1 protein-coding gene is annotated in these 19712 nt (G+C 74.6%); it reads left to right on the forward strand.

The annotated features are described in order from the left end of the window. The first annotated feature begins 39 nt into the window (after positions 1–39). Positions 40–19701: a type I polyketide synthase gene (locus tag RVR_RS36035; protein ID WP_202238203.1), complete on the forward strand. Its 19662-nt coding sequence runs from the start codon at positions 40–42 to the stop codon at positions 19699–19701. The last annotated feature ends 11 nt before the right edge of the window (positions 19702–19712 follow it).

The following is a 19712-nucleotide window of genomic DNA, read 5'->3' on the forward strand; positions in this document are numbered from 1 at the left end:
ACAACTGCCGTGCAACAGCCAGGGGAATGGTTGCGAACAATGGAGAACGAGGACAAGCTCCGCGATTACCTCAAGCAGGTGACCGTGAAGCTCCGCCAGACCCGTCAGCGGCTGCGCGAGGTCAGCGACCGCGACCGCGAGCCGGTGGCGATCGTCGGCATGGGCTGCCGCTTCCCCGGCGGGGTCACCAGCCCCGAGGAGCTGTGGGACCTGGTCCTGGCGGGCCGCGACGCGACCTCCGACCTCCCCTCGGACCGCGGCTGGGACACCGCGGGCCTCTACGACCCCGACCCCGGCCGCGACGGCACCTCCTACGTCGCCCGCGGCGGTTTCGTGCGCGGCGCGGCCGGCTTCGACGCGCGGTTCTTCGGCATCAGCCCCCGCGAGGCCCTGGCCATGGACCCCCAGCAGCGGCTCCTGCTGGAGACCTCCTGGGAGGCCCTGGAGCGCGCCGGCATCGACCCCCACACGCTGCGCGGCAGCTCCACCGGTGTCTTCGCCGGCGCCTCGTTCTCCGGCTACGGCCTCGGCGAGAACGGCGCCGGCTCCGAGGGCTTCGTGCTCACCGGCACCACCACCAGCGTCATCTCCGGCCGGATCTCCTACGTCCTGGGCCTGGAGGGCCCGGCCGTCACCGTCGACTCCGCGTGCTCCTCCGCCCTGGTCGCCCTGCACCTGGCCTGCCAGGCGGTCCGCGCCGGGGACTGCGAGACGGCGCTGGCCGGCGGCGTCTCGGTCATGGTCTCCCCCGAGGTCTTCGTCGAGTTCTCCCGGCAGAACGGCCTCGCCGCCGACGGCCGGTCCAAGGCGTTCGCCGAGGCCGCCGACGGCATGGGCCTGGCCGAAGGCGCCGGCATGCTCGTGGTCGAACGGCTGTCCACCGCCCGCCGCAACGGCCACCCGGTGCTGGCCGTCATCCGCGGCAGCGCCGTCAACCAGGACGGCGCCTCCAACGGCCTGACCGCCCCCAACGGCCCCTCCCAGCAGCGCGTCATCCGCGCCGCCCTCGCCAACGCCCGCGTCTCCGCCGACCAGATCGACGCCGTCGAGGCGCACGGCACCGGCACCACCCTCGGCGACCCCATCGAGGCCCAGGCCCTCATCGCCGCCTACGGCCAGAACCGGCCCGCCGACCGGCCGTTGTGGCTCGGCTCGGTCAAGTCCAACATCGGCCACACCCAGCAGGCCGCCGGCACCGCCGGGATCATGAAGATGGTCCTGGCCATGCAGCACGGCACGCTGCCCGCGACCCTGCACGTCGACGAGCCGTCCACGCACGTGGACTGGTCCACCGGGGCCGTCCGGCTGCTGACCGAGGCCGCGGCCTGGCCCGACAGCGGGCAGCCGCGCCGGGCCGGCGTCTCCGCGTTCGGGATCAGCGGCACCAACGCGCACGTCGTCCTGGAGGAGGCACCTGCCGCATCCGGCGCGGACCCGGCCGCGGGCCGGGGCGTCCGGCCCATCGGGACGGCGCTGCGGACCACCGGCGACGGCGCGACGTGGCTGGTCTCCGCGCGCTCCCGGCAGGGGCTCGCCGCGCAGGCCGAGCGGCTCCACGCGTTCGCGCTGGAGCACCCGGAGCCGGCACCTGCGGATCTGGCGTGGTCGCTGGCCACCACGCGGTCGGCGTTCGAGCACCGCGCGGTCGTCACCGGAGGCAGCCGGGACGACCTGCTCGCCGGACTGGCGGGCCTCGCCGCGGGCGCGCCGGCCGCCGGCGTCGTCGCCGGAGCGGTACCGGCCGACGGCGACCCGGGCCGGACCGTGTTCGTCTTCCCGGGCCAGGGCAGCCAGTGGACCGGCATGGGCGCCGAACTGGCCGAGGCGAGCCCGGTGTTCGCGGCGCGGTTGGCGGAGTGCGAGGCGGCCCTCGCCCCCTTCGTTGACTGGTCGTTGACCGAGGTGCTGGCGGGGGGCCCGGGTGCCCCCGGCTTCGACCGGGTGGACGTGGTGCAGCCCGCGCTGTGGGCGGTGATGGTGTCGCTCGCCGCGGTCTGGCAGGCGGCGGGAGTGGTGCCGGACGCGGTGGTCGGACACTCCCAGGGGGAGATCGCGGCCGCCGTGGTCGCCGGGGTCCTGTCGCTGGAGGACGGCGCCCGCGTGGTGGCCCTGCGCAGCCAGGCGCTCCGCGTGCTGGCCGGGCGTGGCGGGATGACGGCGATCGCCGCGGGCGAGGACGCGGTGCGGGAGCGCGTCGCGCCGTACGGCGAGCGCGTGTCGGTGGCGGCCCTCAACGGCCCCGCCGCGACGGTCGTTTCGGGCGAGCCGGAAGCCCTCGAAGAACTGGCCGCCGCGTGCACGGCCGACGGCGTACGGGCCCGGGTCCTGCCGGTGGACTACGCCTCGCACTCGGTGCAGGTGGCCGAACTCGAAACCGAGATCCGGTCGGTGCTGGCGGGCGTCGCCCCGCAGGCCGGCCACGTCCCCGTGGTGTCGTCGCTGACCGGCGCCTGGATCGACGGCACCGCCATGGACGCGGGCTACTGGTACGAGAGCCTGCGGGCGACCGTGCGCTTCAGCGAGGCCGTGGCCGCGCTCGCGGACGACGGGTACGGCGTGTTCGTCGAGGCGTCCCCGCACCCCGTGCTCACCGGCGCCGTCGCCGACACCGTCGAGGCCGCCCGCCCGGACACCTACGGCGACGGTCCCGTCGTGACGGGGACGCTGCGGCGCGACGACGGAGGCGCGGAACGGCTGGTGGCGTCGTTCGCGGAGGCGTACGTGCGCGGCGCGGCCGTGGACTGGTCGGCGGTGCTGCCGGCCGGCGAGCAGGTCGGCCTGCCGACGTACGCCTTCCAGCGCCAGGACTACTGGCCGACGTGGCCGTCGCCGGCGGAACGCGCGGGCGCCGCCGGGCAGGGCGGGGAGCACGCGGGTTCGGCCGCGGAGGCGCGGTTCTGGGCGGCCGTCGAGGACGGCGACGTCGTCGGGCTCTCCGAGGTGCTCGCGATCGACGGGAGCCGTCCGTTCCAGGAGGTGCTGCCCGCGCTGGCGTCCTGGCGGGAGCGCGAGCGGGACCGCCAGGCGACGAACTCGTGGTGGTACCGCGTGGCGTGGGTGCCCGTCGAGGGCCTGGGCGTCGGACGCCTCGCGGGACGATGGCTCGCCGTGGTGCCGGCCGGCACGGCCGACGGCGGTCCGGTCGCGCAGGTGCCGACGGCGCTGGCGGCGCGCGGCGCCGAGGTGCTGACGCTGGAGGTGGACGCCCCGCACGCGGACCGGTCGGCGCTGGCCGAGCGGATCGGCGCGCTGGTCGCGGAACGCCCCGGGCCGGCCGGGCTCGCCGGTGTGGTGTCGCTGCTGGGCCTGTCCGGCGAACGGCTGGCGGCCGACCCGGTCGTCGGCGCGGGCGTGGCCGCCTCGATGGCGCTGGTGCAGGCGCTCGGTGACGCCGGGGTCGGCGCGCCGCTGTGGATGGTCACCTCCGGGGGCGCCGACGTCGCGGACGGCGGCCCCGTCGACCCGGTGCAGGCCCAGGTCTGCGGCCTGGGCAGGGTCGCCGGCCTGGAGCACCCCGACCGCTGGGGCGGTCTGGTCGACGTCCCCGCCACGCTCGAAGGACGCGCCGGCGACCTGCTGGCGGGCGTGCTCGCGGGATGCGGGGAGGAGCAGGTCGCGATCCGCCCCGCCGGGGCGCTGGCCCGCCGGGTGGTCCGTGCGAGCGCGCCGGCGGAGGACCCGGCCGCGCGCGAGTGGACTCCTCGGGGGACCGTGCTGGTGACCGGCGCGAGCGGGGCGATCGGCCCGCACCTGACCGGGTGGCTGGCCGGGGCCGGCGCGTCCCGGCTGGTCGTGACCTCCCGGCGCGGGACCGCCATGGAGGGCGTCGCGGCGATGGCCGCGGAGCTGGCGGGGTCCGGCACGTCGGTGAGCGTGGCGGCGTGTGACGTGTCGGTGCGGGACCAGGTGGCGGGTCTGCTGGGGTGGGTCGACCGTACGGGTGAGCGGCTGCGGGCCGTGGTGCACGCCGCCCTGGCGGTCGACCTGCTCCCGGTGTCCGCCTCGTCGGTGGGCGACCTGTCCAAGGCGCTCGGCGCCAAGGTGGACGGGGCGCGTTGGCTGGACGAGTTGACGGCGGACGCCGACCTCGACGCGTTCGTGCTGTTCTCGTCGATCGCGGCGACGTGGGGGAGTACGGAGCACGGGACGTACGCGGCGGCGAACGCGTACCTCGACGCCCTCGCGTACGACCGTCGGGCGCGGGGGCTGCCGGCGACCTCGATCGCCTGGGGCGTCTGGGAGGCGCGCACCGCCGGTTCCGACGCGCCGCCCGTCGGCGGGGCGGGCGATGCCGCCCATGGCGCCGGAGGTCAGGGTGACGAGGGGCAGGGCAGTGGCGATCAGGGTGTCGGCGGTCAGGTGAGCGCCGGTTGGTCGCCGAGCAGCGCGTCGCCGGTGTGGTTGCGGCGGCAGGGGGTGCGGTTCCTGGACCCGGACCTGGCGTTGGGTGCGTTGGGCCGGGCGGTGGGTGCGGGGGAGACGTTCGTGGCGGTGGCGGATGTGGACTGGGCGCGGTTCGTGCCGGTGTTCACCGCCTCGCGGCGCTGGCGGCTGCTGGACCCGCTGGAGGAGGAGACGGTCCGCGACGAGACCGCCGCTGCGGCCGGTCCGGGCAGCGCGGCCGCGGGCGTGGGCGAGCAGGAGGGCGCCGCGGGTCTGGCCGGTCTGGTGGCGGGGTTGGACGCGGTCGGCCGGGAGCGGGCGGTGGTGGAGTTGGTGCGGTCGCACGCGGCCGCGGTGCTCGGTCACGACGCCGTGTCGGAGGTGGAAGCGGGTCGCGCGTTCCGTGACCTGGGTTTCGACTCGTTGACGGCGGTGGAGCTGCGGACGCGGATCAACGGTGCGACGGGGCTGCGGCTGCCGTCGACGGTGGTCTTCGACTACCCGTCACCGCGGGTGCTGGCGCGGCACATTCTGTCCTTCCTGCCGGGTGGCAGCGGGCAGGACGTGCCGTCGGTCGCCGTGTCGCCGGTGGGTGCGGGTGGGGGTGGGGTGGGTGATGATCCGGTGGTGGTGACGGGGATGGGGTGCCGGCTGCCGGGTGGGGTCATGTCTCCTGAGCAGTTGTGGGAGTTGTTGGTGGTGGGTGGGGATGCGATCGGGGGGTTTCCGACGGATCGCGGGTGGGATCTGGCGGGGTTGTTCGATGCGGATCCGGAGCGTGAGGGGACGTCGTATGTGTCCCGGGGCGGTTTCGTGGCGGGTGCGGCGGATTTCGACGCGGGGTTCTTCGGGATCGCTCCGCGTGAGGCGGTGGCGATGGATCCGCAGCAGCGGTTGCTGTTGGAGACGTCGTGGGAGGCGTTGGAGTCGGCGGGCATCGATCCGACCTCGTTGCGGGGGCAGTCCGTGGGCGTCTTCGCGGGCGCCGCCTCGTCGGGATACACGGGCATCGGCTCTCTCGAAGGAGCCGACGGACACCTCGTGACGGGTAACGCGACGAGTGTGATCTCGGGTCGGGTGTCGTATGTGTTGGGGCTTGAGGGTCCTGCGGTGACGTTGGATACGGCGTGTTCGTCGTCGTTGGTGGCGTTGCATCTGGCGGCGCAGGCGGTGCGGTCGGGTGAGTGTGTGATGGCGTTGGCGGGTGGGGTGATGGTGATCGTGGGGCCGGATGAGTTCGTGGGGTTCTCGCGTCAGCGGGCGTTGGCGGTGGATGGTCGGTGCAAGGCGTTCGGTGCGGGTGCGGATGGGATGGGTCTGGCTGAGGGTGCGGGGATGGTGGTGGTGGAGCGGTTGTCGTCGGCGCGGCGGGCGGGGCGGCCGGTGCTCGCGGTGATCGCCGGCAGTGCGATCAATCAGGACGGTGCGTCGAATGGATTGACGGCTCCGAACGGTCCCTCCCAGCAGCGGGTGATCCGGGCGGCGTTGGCGAGTGCGGGGTTGGGCGCGGGTCAGGTGGATGTCGTGGAGGCCCACGGCACCGGGACCGAACTCGGTGACCCCATCGAGGCGCAGGCGTTGATCGCCACCTACGGCCAAAGTCACTCGGTGGAGCGGCCGTTGTGGTTGGGGTCGGTGAAGTCGAACATCGGTCATGCCCAGCAGGCGGCGGGTGTTGCCGGGGTGATCAAGGCGGTGTTGGCGTTGCGGCATGGGGTGATTCCGGCGACGTTGTACGCGCAGGAGCCGTCGTCGCACGTGGATTGGGAGGACGGTCAGGTTCGTCTGGCGAGTGAGGCGGTGGACTGGCCGTCGGTGCCGGGGGGTGAGCCGCGCCGGGTGGGGGTGTCGGCGTTCGGGATCTCCGGGACGAACGCGCACCTGATCCTCCAGGAAGCCCCGGTCGAGCAGGACGAGTCCGGTGCGCCGGACACGGACGGTGACACGGGCTCGGTGCTGCTGCCGGGGACCGAGGTGTCGGCCTGGCCGGTGTCGGGTCGTTCGGTGGTGGCGCTTGCTGGGCAGGCGGGGCGGTTGCGGGAGTTCGTGGCGGGGTGTGCGGGGGTGGGGCTGGGGGATGTGGCGTGGTCGTTGGTGACGGGGCGTGCGGTGTTCGAGCGGCGTGCGGTGGTGGTGGGTGGTGGCCGGGAGGAGTTGTTGGCGGGGTTGGCTGCGGTGGCGGCGGGGGAGCCGGCGGTGGGGGTTGTCTCCGGTGAGGTGCCGGCCGACGGTGACCCGGGCCGGATCGTGTTCGTGTTCCCGGGTCAGGGGAGTCAGTGGGTGGGGATGGGTGCCGAACTGGCCGGGGTGAGCCCGGTGTTCGCGGCGCGGTTGGCCGAGTGCGAGACGGCCCTCGCCCCGTTCGTGGACTGGTCGTTGCGTGAGGTGTTGGCCGAGGGGTCGGGTGCTCCGGGTCTGGATCGGGTGGATGTGGTGCAGCCGGTGTTGTGGGCGGTGATGGTGTCGTTGGCGGCGGTGTGGGAGGCGGCGGGGGTGGTGCCGGATGCGGTGGTGGGGCATTCGCAGGGGGAGATCGCGGCGGCGGTGGTGGCGGGCGTGTTGTCGTTGGAGGACGGTGCGCGGGTGGTGGCTCTTCGGAGTCAGGCGTTGCGTGCGTTGGCCGGTCGTGGCGGGATGCTGTCGATCGCTGCGGGTGAGGAGGCAGTGCGGGCGCGAATCGCGCCGTATGGGGAGCGGGTGTCCGTCGCCGCTCTCAACGGGCCCGCGGCCACGGTCGTTTCGGGCGAGCCGGTTGCCCTGGAGGAGTTGGCGGCGGTCTGCGAGGCGGATGGCGTGCGGGCCCGGGTCCTGCCGGTGGATTATGCGTCGCATTCGCCGCAGGTGGAGGAGTTGGAGGCGCAGATCCGGGGTGCCCTGGACGGTCTGGCGCCGCAGGTGGGGCGGGTCGTGGTGGTGTCGTCGTTGACGGGTGGGGTGATCGACGGTTCGGCGATGGACGCCGGCTACTGGTACGAGAGCCTTAGGGCGACCGTGCGGTTCAGTGAGGCCGTCACCGCGTTGGCGGGAAGTGGCCACTGCGTGTTCGTGGAGACCTCGCCGCATCCGGTGCTGACCGGGGCCGTCACGGATGTCGTCGAGGCGGCTGGGGACGGCGGGGGCGGTGCCGTGGTGACGGGGACGTTGCGGCGGGGGGAGGGTGGTGCGGGTCGTCTGCTGACCTCGCTCGCGGAGGCGCATGTGCGGGGCGTGACCGTGGACTGGTCGGCGGTCCTCCCGTCCGGCACCCGGGTGGACCTGCCCACGTACGCCTTCCAGCGCGAGCGGTACTGGCCCGACCGTCCCGCGGTCGCGGCGGTCGCCGAGGACACCGCTGCCCGTTCGGAGGCGGAGGCGCGGTTCTGGGCCGCGGTCGACGGCGGCGACGTCCCGGCCCTGACCGAGGCTCTGTCCGTCGGGCCGGACCGCCCGCTGCGTGAGGTGCTGCCCGCGCTGTCCTCGTGGCGGAGGCGGGAGCACGCACGGGAACTCACGGAAGCCTGGCGCTACCAGGTCACCTGGGTCCCCGTCACCGGGCTCAAGGCCGGCCTCCTGACCGGACGGTGGCTGCTGGTGGTTCCGGACGGCTGCCGCGACGGGCTCGCGGACGCGTGCGCGCGCCTGCTCACCGAGCACGGCGCCGACCCGGTGGTGGTCGAGGTGCGCGTCGGCGAGGCCGACCGGGCCGAGCTCGCGGCACGGATCGGCGACGCGCTGGCCGGCCCGGACGGCGGGCGGTTCCGTCCGTCCGGGGAACCGCACGCGGGCCCGACCGGGGTGGTGTCCCTGCTCGGACTCGCCGCCGAGCCGCTGGAGGACCTGCCGGAGGTGCCGGCCGGCGTGGCCGGATCCCTTGCGCTGGTGCAGGCGCTCGGCGACGCCGGGGTGGACGCGCCGCTGTGGATGGTGACCAGTGGTGCGGTGTTGCCGGGGTTGGATGTGGTGGGTGGTGTGGGTGGGGATGGTGTGGTGCAGGGGCAGGTGTGGGGTTTGGGTCAGGTGGTGGGGTTGGAGGAGCCGTTGCGTTGGGGTGGGTTGGTGGATGTGCCGGTGGTGTGGGAGGAGGGGGTGGGTGGGTTGGTTGCTGGGGTGTTGGCGGGGTGTGGTGAGGATCAGGTGGTGGTGCGTGGGGGTGGGGTTTGGGGGCGGCGGTTGGTGCGTGCGGTGGGTGGTGGGGGTTTGTCCGGGGTGTCGGGTGGTGGGGGTTGGGTGCCGTCGGGGTCGGTGTTGGTGACGGGGGGTACGGGGTCGATTGGTGGGCGTGTGGCGGGGTGGTTGGTGGGTCGGGGTGTGGGGCGGGTGGTGTTGGTGTCGCGGTCGGGTCCGGGTGCGGTGGGGGTGGCGTCGTGTGTGGCGGAGTTGGCGGCGGGGGGTGCTGCGGTCGAGGTGGTGGCGTGTGATGTGTCGGTGCGGTCGCAGGTGGCGGGGTTGTTGGAGCGGATCGCGGTGTCCGGGCCCGAGCTGTGCGCGGTCCTCCACACCGCGGGGGTCGGGATCGGCACCCCGGTGGGCGACGAGACCGTGTCCGGCCTCGCGGCGAACCTGGCCGCGAAGGCGTCGGGCGCGCGGTGGTTGGACGAGTTGACCGCCGATCTGCCCCTGGAGCAGTTCGTGGTGTTCTCGTCGGGTGCGGCGACGTGGGGTAGCGCGGGGCTCGGCGCATATGGCGCCGCGAACGCTTACCTGGACGGGTTGGTGACGGAGCGTCGGGCGCGGGGTCTGGCGGGGACGTCGGTGGCGTGGGGTCTGTGGGGTGGCGGCGGCATGGGCGAGGGTCCGGCCGGGGCGGCGTTGCAGCGGTTGGGTGTGGCGGAGATGGAGCCGGGGCGTGCGGTGGAGGCGTTGGCGCGGGTGGTGGACGCGGGTGAGGGTGTGGTGACGGTGGCGGATGTGGACTGGGAGCGGTTCGTGCCGGTGTTCACGTTGCGGCGGCCGAGTCCCTTGTTGGGTGCGTTGCCGGAGGCACAGCGGGCGCTTGCCGGGGTGGAGGCGGTGCCTGCGGGTGAGGCGGGTCCGGTGGGTGGGGAACTGGCGGGTCGGTTGGCCGGGTTGGGGCGGTCGGCGCAGGAGCAGGTGCTGACCGATCTGGTGCGGTCCAGGGCCGCGGTGGTGCTCGGCTACGGTTCCCCGGCGGCGGTCGAGGCCGGCCGGGCGTTCCGCGACCTGGGCGCCGACTCGCTCACCGCGGTGGAGTTGCGGAACCGGCTCGCGGCGGAGACCGGGTTGGTGCTGCCGTCCACGCTGGTGTTCGACTACCCGACTCCGCAGGCCGTCGCGTCGTACCTGCGCGAGCAACTGACCGGCGAGCAGGACGCGTTGCCCGCGGTGCCGGCGGCGCTGACCCCGGTCGGCGACGCGGGCGAGCCGATCGCGATCGTGGGCATGGGCTGCCGCTGTCCCGGCGGCGTCCGGAGCCCGGAGGACCTGTGGGACCTGGTCTTCGAGGGCCGCGACGCGGTCTCGGTCTTTCCGACCGACCGCGGCTGGGACCTCGACCCGGAACGGCAGGACCAGGGCTACGCCCGCGTGGGCGGCTTCGTCTACGACGTGGCCGACTTCGACCCCGCCTTCTTCGGCATCTCGCCGCGCGAGGCGCTGGCGATGGACCCGCAGCAGCGACTGCTGCTCGAAGTCGCCTGGGAGGCCCTGGAACGCTCCGGCATCGACCCCAAGTCGCTGCGCGGCAGCTCCACCGGCGTGTTCGCCGGGGCCGCCTACTCCGAGTACGACGCCGGCGCGCAGGAGGCCGGCGGTTACCAGCTCACCGGCAGCGTGACGAGTGTGATCTCGGGCCGGGTGTCGTATGTGCTGGGGCTTGAGGGCCCGGCGGTGACGGTGGACACGGCGTGCTCGTCGTCGCTGGTCGCGCTGCACCTCGCCTGCCAGGCGGTGCGGTCGGGTGAATGCGAGATGGCACTCGCCGGCGGCGTCGCGGTGATGGCCACGCCGAGCGCCTTCGCCGAGTTCTCCCTGCAACGGGGTCTTGCGGCGGATGGTCGGTGCAAGGCGTTCGCGGGTGCGGCCGACGGTATCGGGTGGGCCGAGGGTGCGGGGATGGTGGTGGTGGAGCGGTTGAGTGAGGCGCGGCGTCGGGGTCATCGGGTGTTGGCGGTGGTGGCGGGTTCGGCGATGAACCAGGATGGTGCGTCGAATGGTCTGACGGCTCCGAACGGTCCGTCGCAGCAGCGGGTGATCCGGGCGGCGTTGGCGAATGCGGGGTTGGACGCGTCGGAGGTGGACGCGGTCGAGGCGCATGGGACGGGGACGACGCTGGGTGACCCGATCGAGGCGCAGGCGTTGTTGGCCACGTACGGTCAAGGTCGTGCGGTGGAACGGCCGTTGTTGCTCGGGTCGGTGAAGTCGAACATCGGTCACGCGCAGTGTGCGGCTGGTGTGCTCGGGGTGGTCAAGACGGTGATGGCGCTCCGGTACGGGGTGTTGCCGGCGACTTTGCACGTGGACGAGCCGACCCCGCATGTGGACTGGTCGGCGGGCGGGGTGCGGTTGTTGACCGAGGCGGTGTCGTGGCCGGAGAACGGGCGGCCGCGGCGTGCGGGTGTGTCGGCGTTCGGCGTGTCCGGGACGAATGTGCACACCATCCTCGAACAGGCCCCTGTGGCCGAGGACATCGCCACCGGAGCGGACGACGAGGACTCGACGCCGTCGCTGCTGGTTCCGGGTGCCGGGGTGCCGGCGTGGTTGGTGTCGGCGCGCTCGCGGGAGGGGCTGGCGGCGCAGGCCGAGCAGGTGCGCGCGTTCGCGCTGGAGCGGCCGGAGGTGGCGGCGGCGGATGTGGCGTGGTCGCTGGCGACGACGCGGTCGGTGTTCGAGTACCGGGCGGTGGTGTTGGGGTCCGGTCGGGATGAACTCGTTGCGGGGTTGGCCGGGTTGGTGGCGGGTGAGCCGGTGGCGGGTGTGGTCGCGGGTGGGCTGCCGGTGGGCGGTGTGGGGCGCACCGCGTTCGTGTTCCCGGGCCAGGGCAGCCAGTGGGCGGGCATGGGCGCCGAACTGGCCGAGGCGAGCCCGGTGTTCGCAGCGCGGTTGGCGGAGTGTGAGGCGGCTCTCGCTCCCTTCGTGGACTGGTCGTTGCGTGAGGTGTTGGCCGAGGGGTCGGGTGCTCCGGGTCTGGAGCGGGTGGATGTGGTGCAGCCGGTGTTGTGGGCGGTGATGGTGTCGTTGGCGGCGGTGTGGGAGGCGGCGGGGGTGGTGCCGGATGCGGTGGTGGGGCATTCGCAGGGGGAGATCGCGGCGGCGGTGGTGGCGGGGGTGCTGTCGTTGGAGGACGGCGCCCGGGTCGTCGCCTTGCGGAGTCAGGCGTTGCGTGGGCTGGCGGGGCGTGGCGGGATGCTGTCCATCGCGGCCGGGGAGGAGGCGGTGCGGGCGCGTATCGCGTCGTATGGGGAGCGGGTGTCCGTCGCCGCTCTCAACGGGCCCGCGGCCACGGTCGTTTCAGGTGATCCCGAAGCCCTGGAGGAGTTGGCGGCGGCCTGTGAGGCCGAGGGTGTCCGGGCTCGGGTCCTCCCCGTGGACTACGCGTCGCATTCGCCGCAGGTGGAGGAGTTGGAGGCGCAGATCCGGGGTGCCCTGGATGGTCTGGCGCCGCAGGTGGGGCGGGTTCGGGTGGTGTCGTCGCTGACGGGTGGGTGGATCGACGGTTCGGCGATGGACGCCGGCTACTGGTACGACAGCCTCCGGGCGACGGTGCGGTTCAGTGACGCGGTGGGCACGTTGGCGGGTGAGGGGCACTCCGTGTTCGTGGAGACCTCGCCTCATCCGGTGCTGACCGCCGCCGTCGCGGACACGGTGGAGGCACTGGGCGCGGAGGTTGATGGTGGCGGCCCCGTCGTCACGGGGACGTTGCGCCGTGAGGACGGTGGTGCGGCGCGGCTGTTGGCGTCGTTCGCGGAGGCGTACGTGCGCGGGGTGGCCGTGGACTGGTCTGCGGTACTGCCAGTCGGCGAGCAGGTGGACCTGCCCACGTACGCCTTCCAACGGCAGCGCTACTGGCCGGACATGGCCGCTCGGGTGGCGGCGGAACGGGCGGCCCGCGGGCTCGACGGCACGGGTTCGGCGGCCGAGGCGCGGTTCTGGGCGGCTGTCGAGGGCCGCGACGTGGCCCGGCTGGCGACGGAGTTGGCGATCGACGGGGACCGCCCGTTCCGGGAGGTGCTGCCGGCACTGGCGTCCTGGCGGGAGCGCGAGCGGGATCGGGCGGCGACGGGGTCGTGGTGGTACCGGGTGGCGTGGGTGCCGGTCGCGGGCCTCGGTGCCGGGGTGCTGTCGGGGACCTGGCTGGCGGTCGTTCCGGCCGGCGGTGCGGGCGCGGTCATGGCCGAACAGGTGACGGCTGCCCTGGCGGCGCGCGGTGCGGACGTCGTCACGGTCGAGGTGGATCTGCGGGGTGTGGATCGGGAGGGTCTGGCCGAGCGGATCGGTGCCGTGGTGGCCGAGGAGGCTGGTGGGCTGTCCGGTGTGGCGGGTGTGGTGTCGCTGCTGGGGCTGGCCTCGGGTGAGCGGCTGGAGGCGGAGCCGTCGGTGCCGGCGGGTGTGGCCGGTTCGCTGGTGCTGGTACAGGCGTTGGGCGACGCCGTGGTCGAGGCCCCGTTGTGGCTGGTGACGTCCGGGGGCGCGGACCTCGCGGACGGTGGCCGGATCGATCCGGTGCAGGCGCAGGTGTGGGGGCTGGGCCGGGTGGCCGGTCTGGAGCACCCGGACCGCTGGGGCGGGTTGGTCGATGTCCCGGATGTCCTGGACGACCGGTCCGCCGACCGGTTGGCGGCGGTCCTGGCCGGGTCCGGCGAGGACCAGGTGGCGATCCGCGCGGGCTCCGCGCTCGCCCGCCGCGTCGTGCGGGCCAACGGCACCGGCGATTCGGAGGGCGCCGGAGGATGGAGCCCTCGGGGGACGGTGCTGGTGACGGGTGCGAGCGGGGCGATCGGTCCGCACCTGGTCCGGTGGTTGTCGGACGCGGGGGCTTCGCGGCTGGTGGTGCCGTCGCGGCGCGGAACCGCGCTGGAGGGGATCGGGGCGGCGGCCGCCGAGTTGGCGGGGTCTGGCACGTCGGTGAGTGTGGTGGCGTGTGACGTGTCGGTGCGGGACCAGGTGGCGGGTCTGTTGGGGTGGATCGACCGTACGGGTGAGCGGCTGCGGGCTGTGGTGCATGGTGCGGTCGCGGTGGATCTTCTTCCGGTGGCGGGGACGTCGGTGGAGGATCTGGCGAGGACGTTGGGTGCGAAGGTGGAGGGCGCCCGCTGGCTGGACGAGTTGACGGCGGACGTGGAGTTGGACGCGTTCGTGTTGTTCTCGTCGATCGCGGCGACGTGGGGGAGTACGGAGCACGCGGCGTATGCGGCGGCGAACGCGGGGTTGGACGCGTTGGCGTACGACCGTCGGGCGCGGGGGCTGCCGGCGACCTCGATCGCCTGGGGCGTGTGGGAGGCCGGGGCCAAGGCCGCACCGGAATCGGAGGAACAGGAGCAGGAGCAGGACGCCGAGGCGGGGCGGAACACGGACGGGTGGTCGCCGAGCAGCGCGTCGCCGGCCTGGTTGCAGGGTCAGGGGGTGCGGTTCCTTGCGCCGGAGCGGGCGTTGGGCGTGCTCGGGCAGGCGGTGGGCGCCGACGAGACGTTCGTGGCGGTGGCGGATGTGGACTGGGCGCGGTTCGTGCCGGTGTTCACCGCGTCCCGTCCCTGGCGCCTGCTGGACACCCTGGCCGAGGAGGCGGCCCGGCCCCGGCCCGGCGCGCCGGGTGAGGGCGTCGCGGGCGCCGGAGCCGACACCGCGGACGACGGGGCCGCCGCGGGTCTGGCCGGTCTGGTGGCGGGGTTGGACGCGGCCGGGCGGGAGCGGGCGGTGGTGGAGCTGGTGCGGTCGCACGCGGCCGCGGTGCTGGGTCATGAGAACGCGTCGGAGGTCGGCGCGGGGCGTCCCTTCCGTGACCTGGGCTTCGACTCGTTGACGGCGGTGGAGCTGCGGACGCGGATCAACGGTGCGACGGGGCTGCGGCTGCCGTCGACGGTGGTCTTCGACTACCCGTCACCGAGGCTGCTGGCGCGGCACGTGCTGTCGTTCCTCCCCGGTGGCGGTGAGCAGGGCGCGGTGGCGGCCGGAGCTCCGGCCCTCCCGGCGGCCGCCCAGTCCGCCGACTCCGACCCGGTCGTGGTGACGGGCATGGGCTGCCGCCTGCCGGGCGGCGTGACGTCCCCGGCCCGGCTGTGGGACCTGCTCGCCGCAGGCGGCGACGCCACCGGAGAGTTCCCCACGGACCGGGGCTGGGACCTGGCCCGCCTGTTCGACCCGGACCCCGACCACGACGGCACGTCGTACGTCACCCGAGGCGGTTTCGTGGCGGGCGTGGCGGACTTCGACCCCGGGTTCTTCGGGATCTCCCCCCGTGAGGCGCTGACGATGGACCCGCAGCAGCGGCTGCTGCTGGAGACGTCGTGGGAGGCCCTGGAAGCGGCGGGCGTCGACCCGACCACCCTGCGCGGCGCGTCCGTCGGCGTCTTCGCCGGCGCGGCGACATCCGGCTACGCCGGGATCGGCAACGCCGAGGGCGCCGAGGGTCACATGGTGACGGGTAACGCGACGAGTGTGATCTCGGGTCGGGTGTCGTATGTGTTGGGGCTTGAGGGTCCTGCGGTGACGTTGGATACGGCGTGTTCGTCGTCGTTGGTGGCGTTGCATCTGGCGGCGCAGGCGGTGCGGTCGGGTGAGTGTGTGATGGCGTTGGCGGGTGGGGTGATGGTGATCGTGGGGCCGGATGAGTTCGTGGGGTTCTCGCGTCAGCGGGCGTTGGCGGTGGATGGTCGGTGCAAGGCGTTCGGTGCGGGTGCGGATGGGATGGGGTTGGCTGAGGGTGCGGGGATGGTGGTGGTGGAGCGGTTGTCGTCGGCGCGGCGGGCGGGGCGGCCGGTGCTCGCGGTGATCGCTGGTAGTGCGGTCAACCAGGATGGTGCGTCGAATGGTCTGACGGCTCCGAACGGTCCCTCCCAGCAGCGGGTGATCCGGGCGGCGTTGGCGAGTGCGGGGTTGGGCGCGGGTCAGGTGGATGTCGTGGAGGCCCACGGGACTGGGACCGAACTCGGTGATCCGATCGAGGCGCAGGCGTTGATCGCCACTTACGGCCAGAGCCACTCGGTGGAGCGGCCGTTGTGGTTGGGGTCGGTGAAGTCGAACATCGGTCATGCCCAGCAGGCGGCGGGTGTTGCCGGGGTGATCAAGGCGGTGTTGGCGCTGACCCACCAGGTGATTCCGGCGACGCTGTACGCGCAGGAGCCGTCGTCGCATGTGGACTGGGAGGACGGTCAGGTTCGTCCGGCGAGCGAGGCGGTGGACTGGCCGACCGTCCCCGGTGGGGAACCGCGCCGGGTGGGGGTGTCGGCGTTCGGGATCTCCGGGACCAACGCCCACGTCATCCTCCAGGAAGCCCCCACTCCGGACGTCCCCTCGGAAGCAGGCGACCTGCCTTGTGCGGCCGGCACCGGCGAGGACGCCGGTTCGCCCGCCCTCCCGCAGGCGGACGGCACCGCCACGGCGGCCCCCGTCCTGGGCACCGGCACCGAGGCGTGGAGCTGGCCCGTGTCCGGGCGCAGCCGGGAGGCGCTGGCCGACCAGGCCGCGCGGCTGCGCGAACTCGTCGTCGAGCGCCCGCGGACGGCGCTCTCCGACGTGGCGTGGTCACTGGCGACGACCCGGTCGGCGTTCGAACACCGCGCGGTCGTCACGGGCACCGGCCGGGAGGACCTGCTGGCGGGCCTGTCCGCGGTCGCGGCCGGCGAGCCGGCGCCGGGCGTCGTGTCCGGAGCCGTCCCGGTGGACGGCGACCCGGACCGCGTGGTCTTCGTCTTCCCCGGCCAGGGCAGCCAGTGGACCGGTATGGGCGCCGAACTGGCCGAGGCGAGCCCGGTGTTCGCGGCGCGGTTGGCGGAGTGCGAGACGGCCCTCGCCCCCTTCGTGGACTGGTCGCTGACCGAGGTGCTGGCGGGGGGCCCGGGTGCTCCCGGCTTCGACCGGGTGGACGTGGTGCAGCCCGCGCTGTGGGCGGTGATGGTGTCGCTCGCCGCGGTGTGGCAGGCCGCCGGCGCCGTCCCCGGCGCGGTCGTCGGGCACTCGCAGGGCGAGATCGCGGCCGCGGTCGTGGCCGGCGTGCTGCCCCTGGAGGACGGCGCCCGGGTCGTCGCCCTGCGCAGCCAGGCGCTGCGCGCGCTGGCCGGACGCGGTGGCATGCTCTCGATCGCGGAGAGCGAGGAGGACGTCCGGGTGCGGATGGCCGCGTACGGCGACCGCCTCTCGATCGCGGCCCTCAACGGGCCCGCGGCCACGGTCGTTTCGGGCGAGCCGGGAGCTCTGGAGGAACTTGCGGCCGCCTGCGAGCGCGACCGGGTCCGCGCGCGGGTCCTGCCGGTGGACTACGCCTCCCACTCCCCGCAGGTCGAGGAGCTGGAGTGCACGATCCGGGCGGCGCTCGACGGACTGACCCCGCGCCGCGGCCGGGTCCCGGTGTTCTCCTCGCTGACCGGCGAGCCGATCGACGGCACCGCGATGGACGCCGGCTACTGGTACGAGAGCCTGCGCGCCACCGTACGGTTCAGCGACGCCGTCACCGCGCTGGCGCGCGACGGGCACGGCGTGTTCGTCGAGACCTCCCCGCATCCCGTGCTGACCGGCGCCGTCGGCGACACCCTGCTCAGTGCGACCGGGAACACGCCGGGCCGTACCGGCGCCGTCCCGGTCGTGACGGGCACCCTGCGCCGCGACGACGGCGGGCCGGGCCGGCTGCTGGCCTCGCTGGCGGAGGCGTACGTGTGCGGAGTGGGCGTCGACTGGACCCGGGTGCTGCCCGCGGGCCGCCGCGTCGACCTGCCCACGTACGCCTTCCAGCACCAGCCGTACTGGCCCCAGCCGGCCGCCGCACCGGTCACCGGGGGCGGCGACGTCGCCGGATCGGCCGCGGAGGGGCGGTTCTGGGCGGCGGTCGAGGGCGGCGACCTGGACGGCCTGTCGCAGACCCTCGCCCTTGAGGAGAGCGGGGCGGTCCGCGAGGTCCTCACCGCGCTGTCGTCGTGGCGGCAGCGCGAACGGGCCCAGACCGTCTCCTCCTCCTGGCGGTACCAGGTCACCTGGACGCCGGTGGCCAACCCGGGCGCCGGCGCGCTGTCCGGGACCTGGCTGCTGGTGGTCCCGCAGGACGCGGCGGACGGCGGCGCGGCGACGCCGGGCGCGGACACCGCCCCCGCGGGCCTGGCCGCCGAGTGCGCGCGGGTCCTGGCGGAACACGGGGCCCGGCCGCTGGTGCTGCGGGTGCCGCCGGACGGGACGGACCGCGCCGCGCTGGCCGGGCGGATCGGCCGCGCCCTGGCGGCCGCCTCCACCGAAACCACCGCCGAGCCAGCCACCGGGTCCGCGACCGAGCTCTCCACCGGGCCCCGACCCGCGCCCTCCGCCGAGGACGTGACCGGCGTGCTGTCGCTGCTCGCCCTGGCCGCGGGGCCCGCCACCGGGTTCCCCGACCTGCGAGCGGGCGTGGCGGCCTCGCAGCTACTGATGCAGGCGCTCGGCGACGCGGGAGTGGACGCGCCGGCCTGGCTGGTGACCAGCGGGGCCGTCCTGCCGGGCCGGCCCGGGCACACCGCCCTGCCCGGTGCCACCGCGGCGTCGGGCCCGAGGCGCGCCCGCGCGGTCCGCGCCGGCGCCGAGCCGCCCGCCGCGCTCCGCCCCGGGCGGGACAGCGGCCCGGCCGCCGTCCTCGACGGCGTGGTCCAGGCACAGGTGTGGGGCCTCGGCCAGGCGGTCGGCCTGGAGGTGCCCGACCGCTGGGGCGGCCTGATCGACCTGCCCGCGACCCTGGACGGCGTCACGGCCGGCCTCCTGGCGGGCGTGCTCGCCGGCTGCGGCGAGGACCAGGTGGTGCTCCGCGACGGGCGGGCCTGGGCACGCCGCATGGTGCGGGCCTCCGGGCCGGCGCCGAAGACGGAATGGACCCCGTCCGGCACCGTGCTGATCACCGGCGGAACCGGTGCCATCGGCGGGCACACCGCACGCTGGCTTGCCCGTCGGGGCGCCCCCGGACTCGTGCTCCAGTCGCGGTCCGGCCCGGTCGCGCCCGGCGCGGCCCGGCTGGCCGCGGACCTCGCGGAGGCGGGCAGCACCGTCAGTGTGCTCGCCGCCGACAGCAGCCGCAGGGACCACGTCGCCGAAGTGCTCGCCAGGGCGGAAAGGTCGACGGCCGGACACGACGTGTGCGCCGTGGTGCACGCGGCCGGCGTCGGCCAGGGCACGCCGCTGGACCGGGCGAGCACCGCCGAACTGGACGCCGTGCTGGCCGGCAAGGCGGCCGGCGCCCGCTGGCTGGACGAACTGACCGCGGACCTGGACCTGGAGCAGTTCGTGCTGTTCTCGTCCGGCTCGGCGACCTGGGGAAGCGCCGGGCAGGGCGCCTACGGCGCGGCCAACCTCTACCTCGACGCGCTGGCCACCGCCCGCCGCGCCAGGGGACAGGCCGGCACCTCGGTGGCGTGGGGCCTGTGGGACGGCGGCGGCATGGGCGCGGGACCGGCCGGGGACGCGCTCCAGCGGCTCGGGCTGCGGCTGATGGACCCGGCCCGCGGCGTCGGCGCGCTGGCCCGGATCGTCGACGCCGGCGAGGTCGCGGTCACCGTGGCCGACGTGGACTGGGACCGCTTCGTGCCGGTGTTCACCCTGCGCCGGCCCAGCCCGCTGCTGGCCACCCTGCCCGAGGCCCAGAACGCGCTCGCCGCCGCCCAGGCCGGTCCCGACGAGGAGGCGCAGGCCGGCGGCGCGGGCCGACTGGCCGGCCGGCTCGCCGGGCTGGGCCGCGCGGCCAGGGAACAGGTGCTCACGGACCTGGTACGGGCCCGGGCCGCCGTCGTCCTCGGCTACGGCTCGCCCGCCGCCGTCGAGGCCGGACGGGCGTTCCGCGACCTGGGCGCCGACTCGCTCACCGCGGTCGAGCTGCGCAACCAGCTCACCGCCGAGACCGGGATCGCGCTGCCCTCCACCCTGGTCTTCGACTACCCCACCCCCCAGGCCGTCGCCGCCCACCTCCTCGCCGAGATGGGCACCGACGGCTCCGAGCACCCGGCGGTCCTCGCCGAACTCGACCAGATCCAAGCCGGCCTCGCGGGACTCGACCCGGATCAGGAGACGGCGGACAGCATCACCCGGCGACTGCAGAAGATGCTGTCGAGCTGGATGTCGGCGCAGGGCACGCCGGAATCCGACGGGACGTCACTCGAACTCACGTCGGCGACGCAGGACGAGGTCTTCGACTTCCTCGACAGGGAACTCGGCTCCTCCTGAACCCGGCCGCA

This window comes from Streptomyces sp. SN-593, from assembly GCF_016756395.1.
In the GTDB taxonomy this organism is placed as follows: Bacteria; Actinomycetota; Actinomycetes; order Streptomycetales; family Streptomycetaceae; genus Actinacidiphila; species Actinacidiphila reveromycinica.

What these genes read in the sequence shown, in the direction of transcription:
- RVR_RS36035 (WP_202238203.1), top strand. Translation starts at nt 40, where the DNA reads ATGGAGAACGAGGACAAGCTCCGCGATTACCTCAAGCAGGTGACCGTG.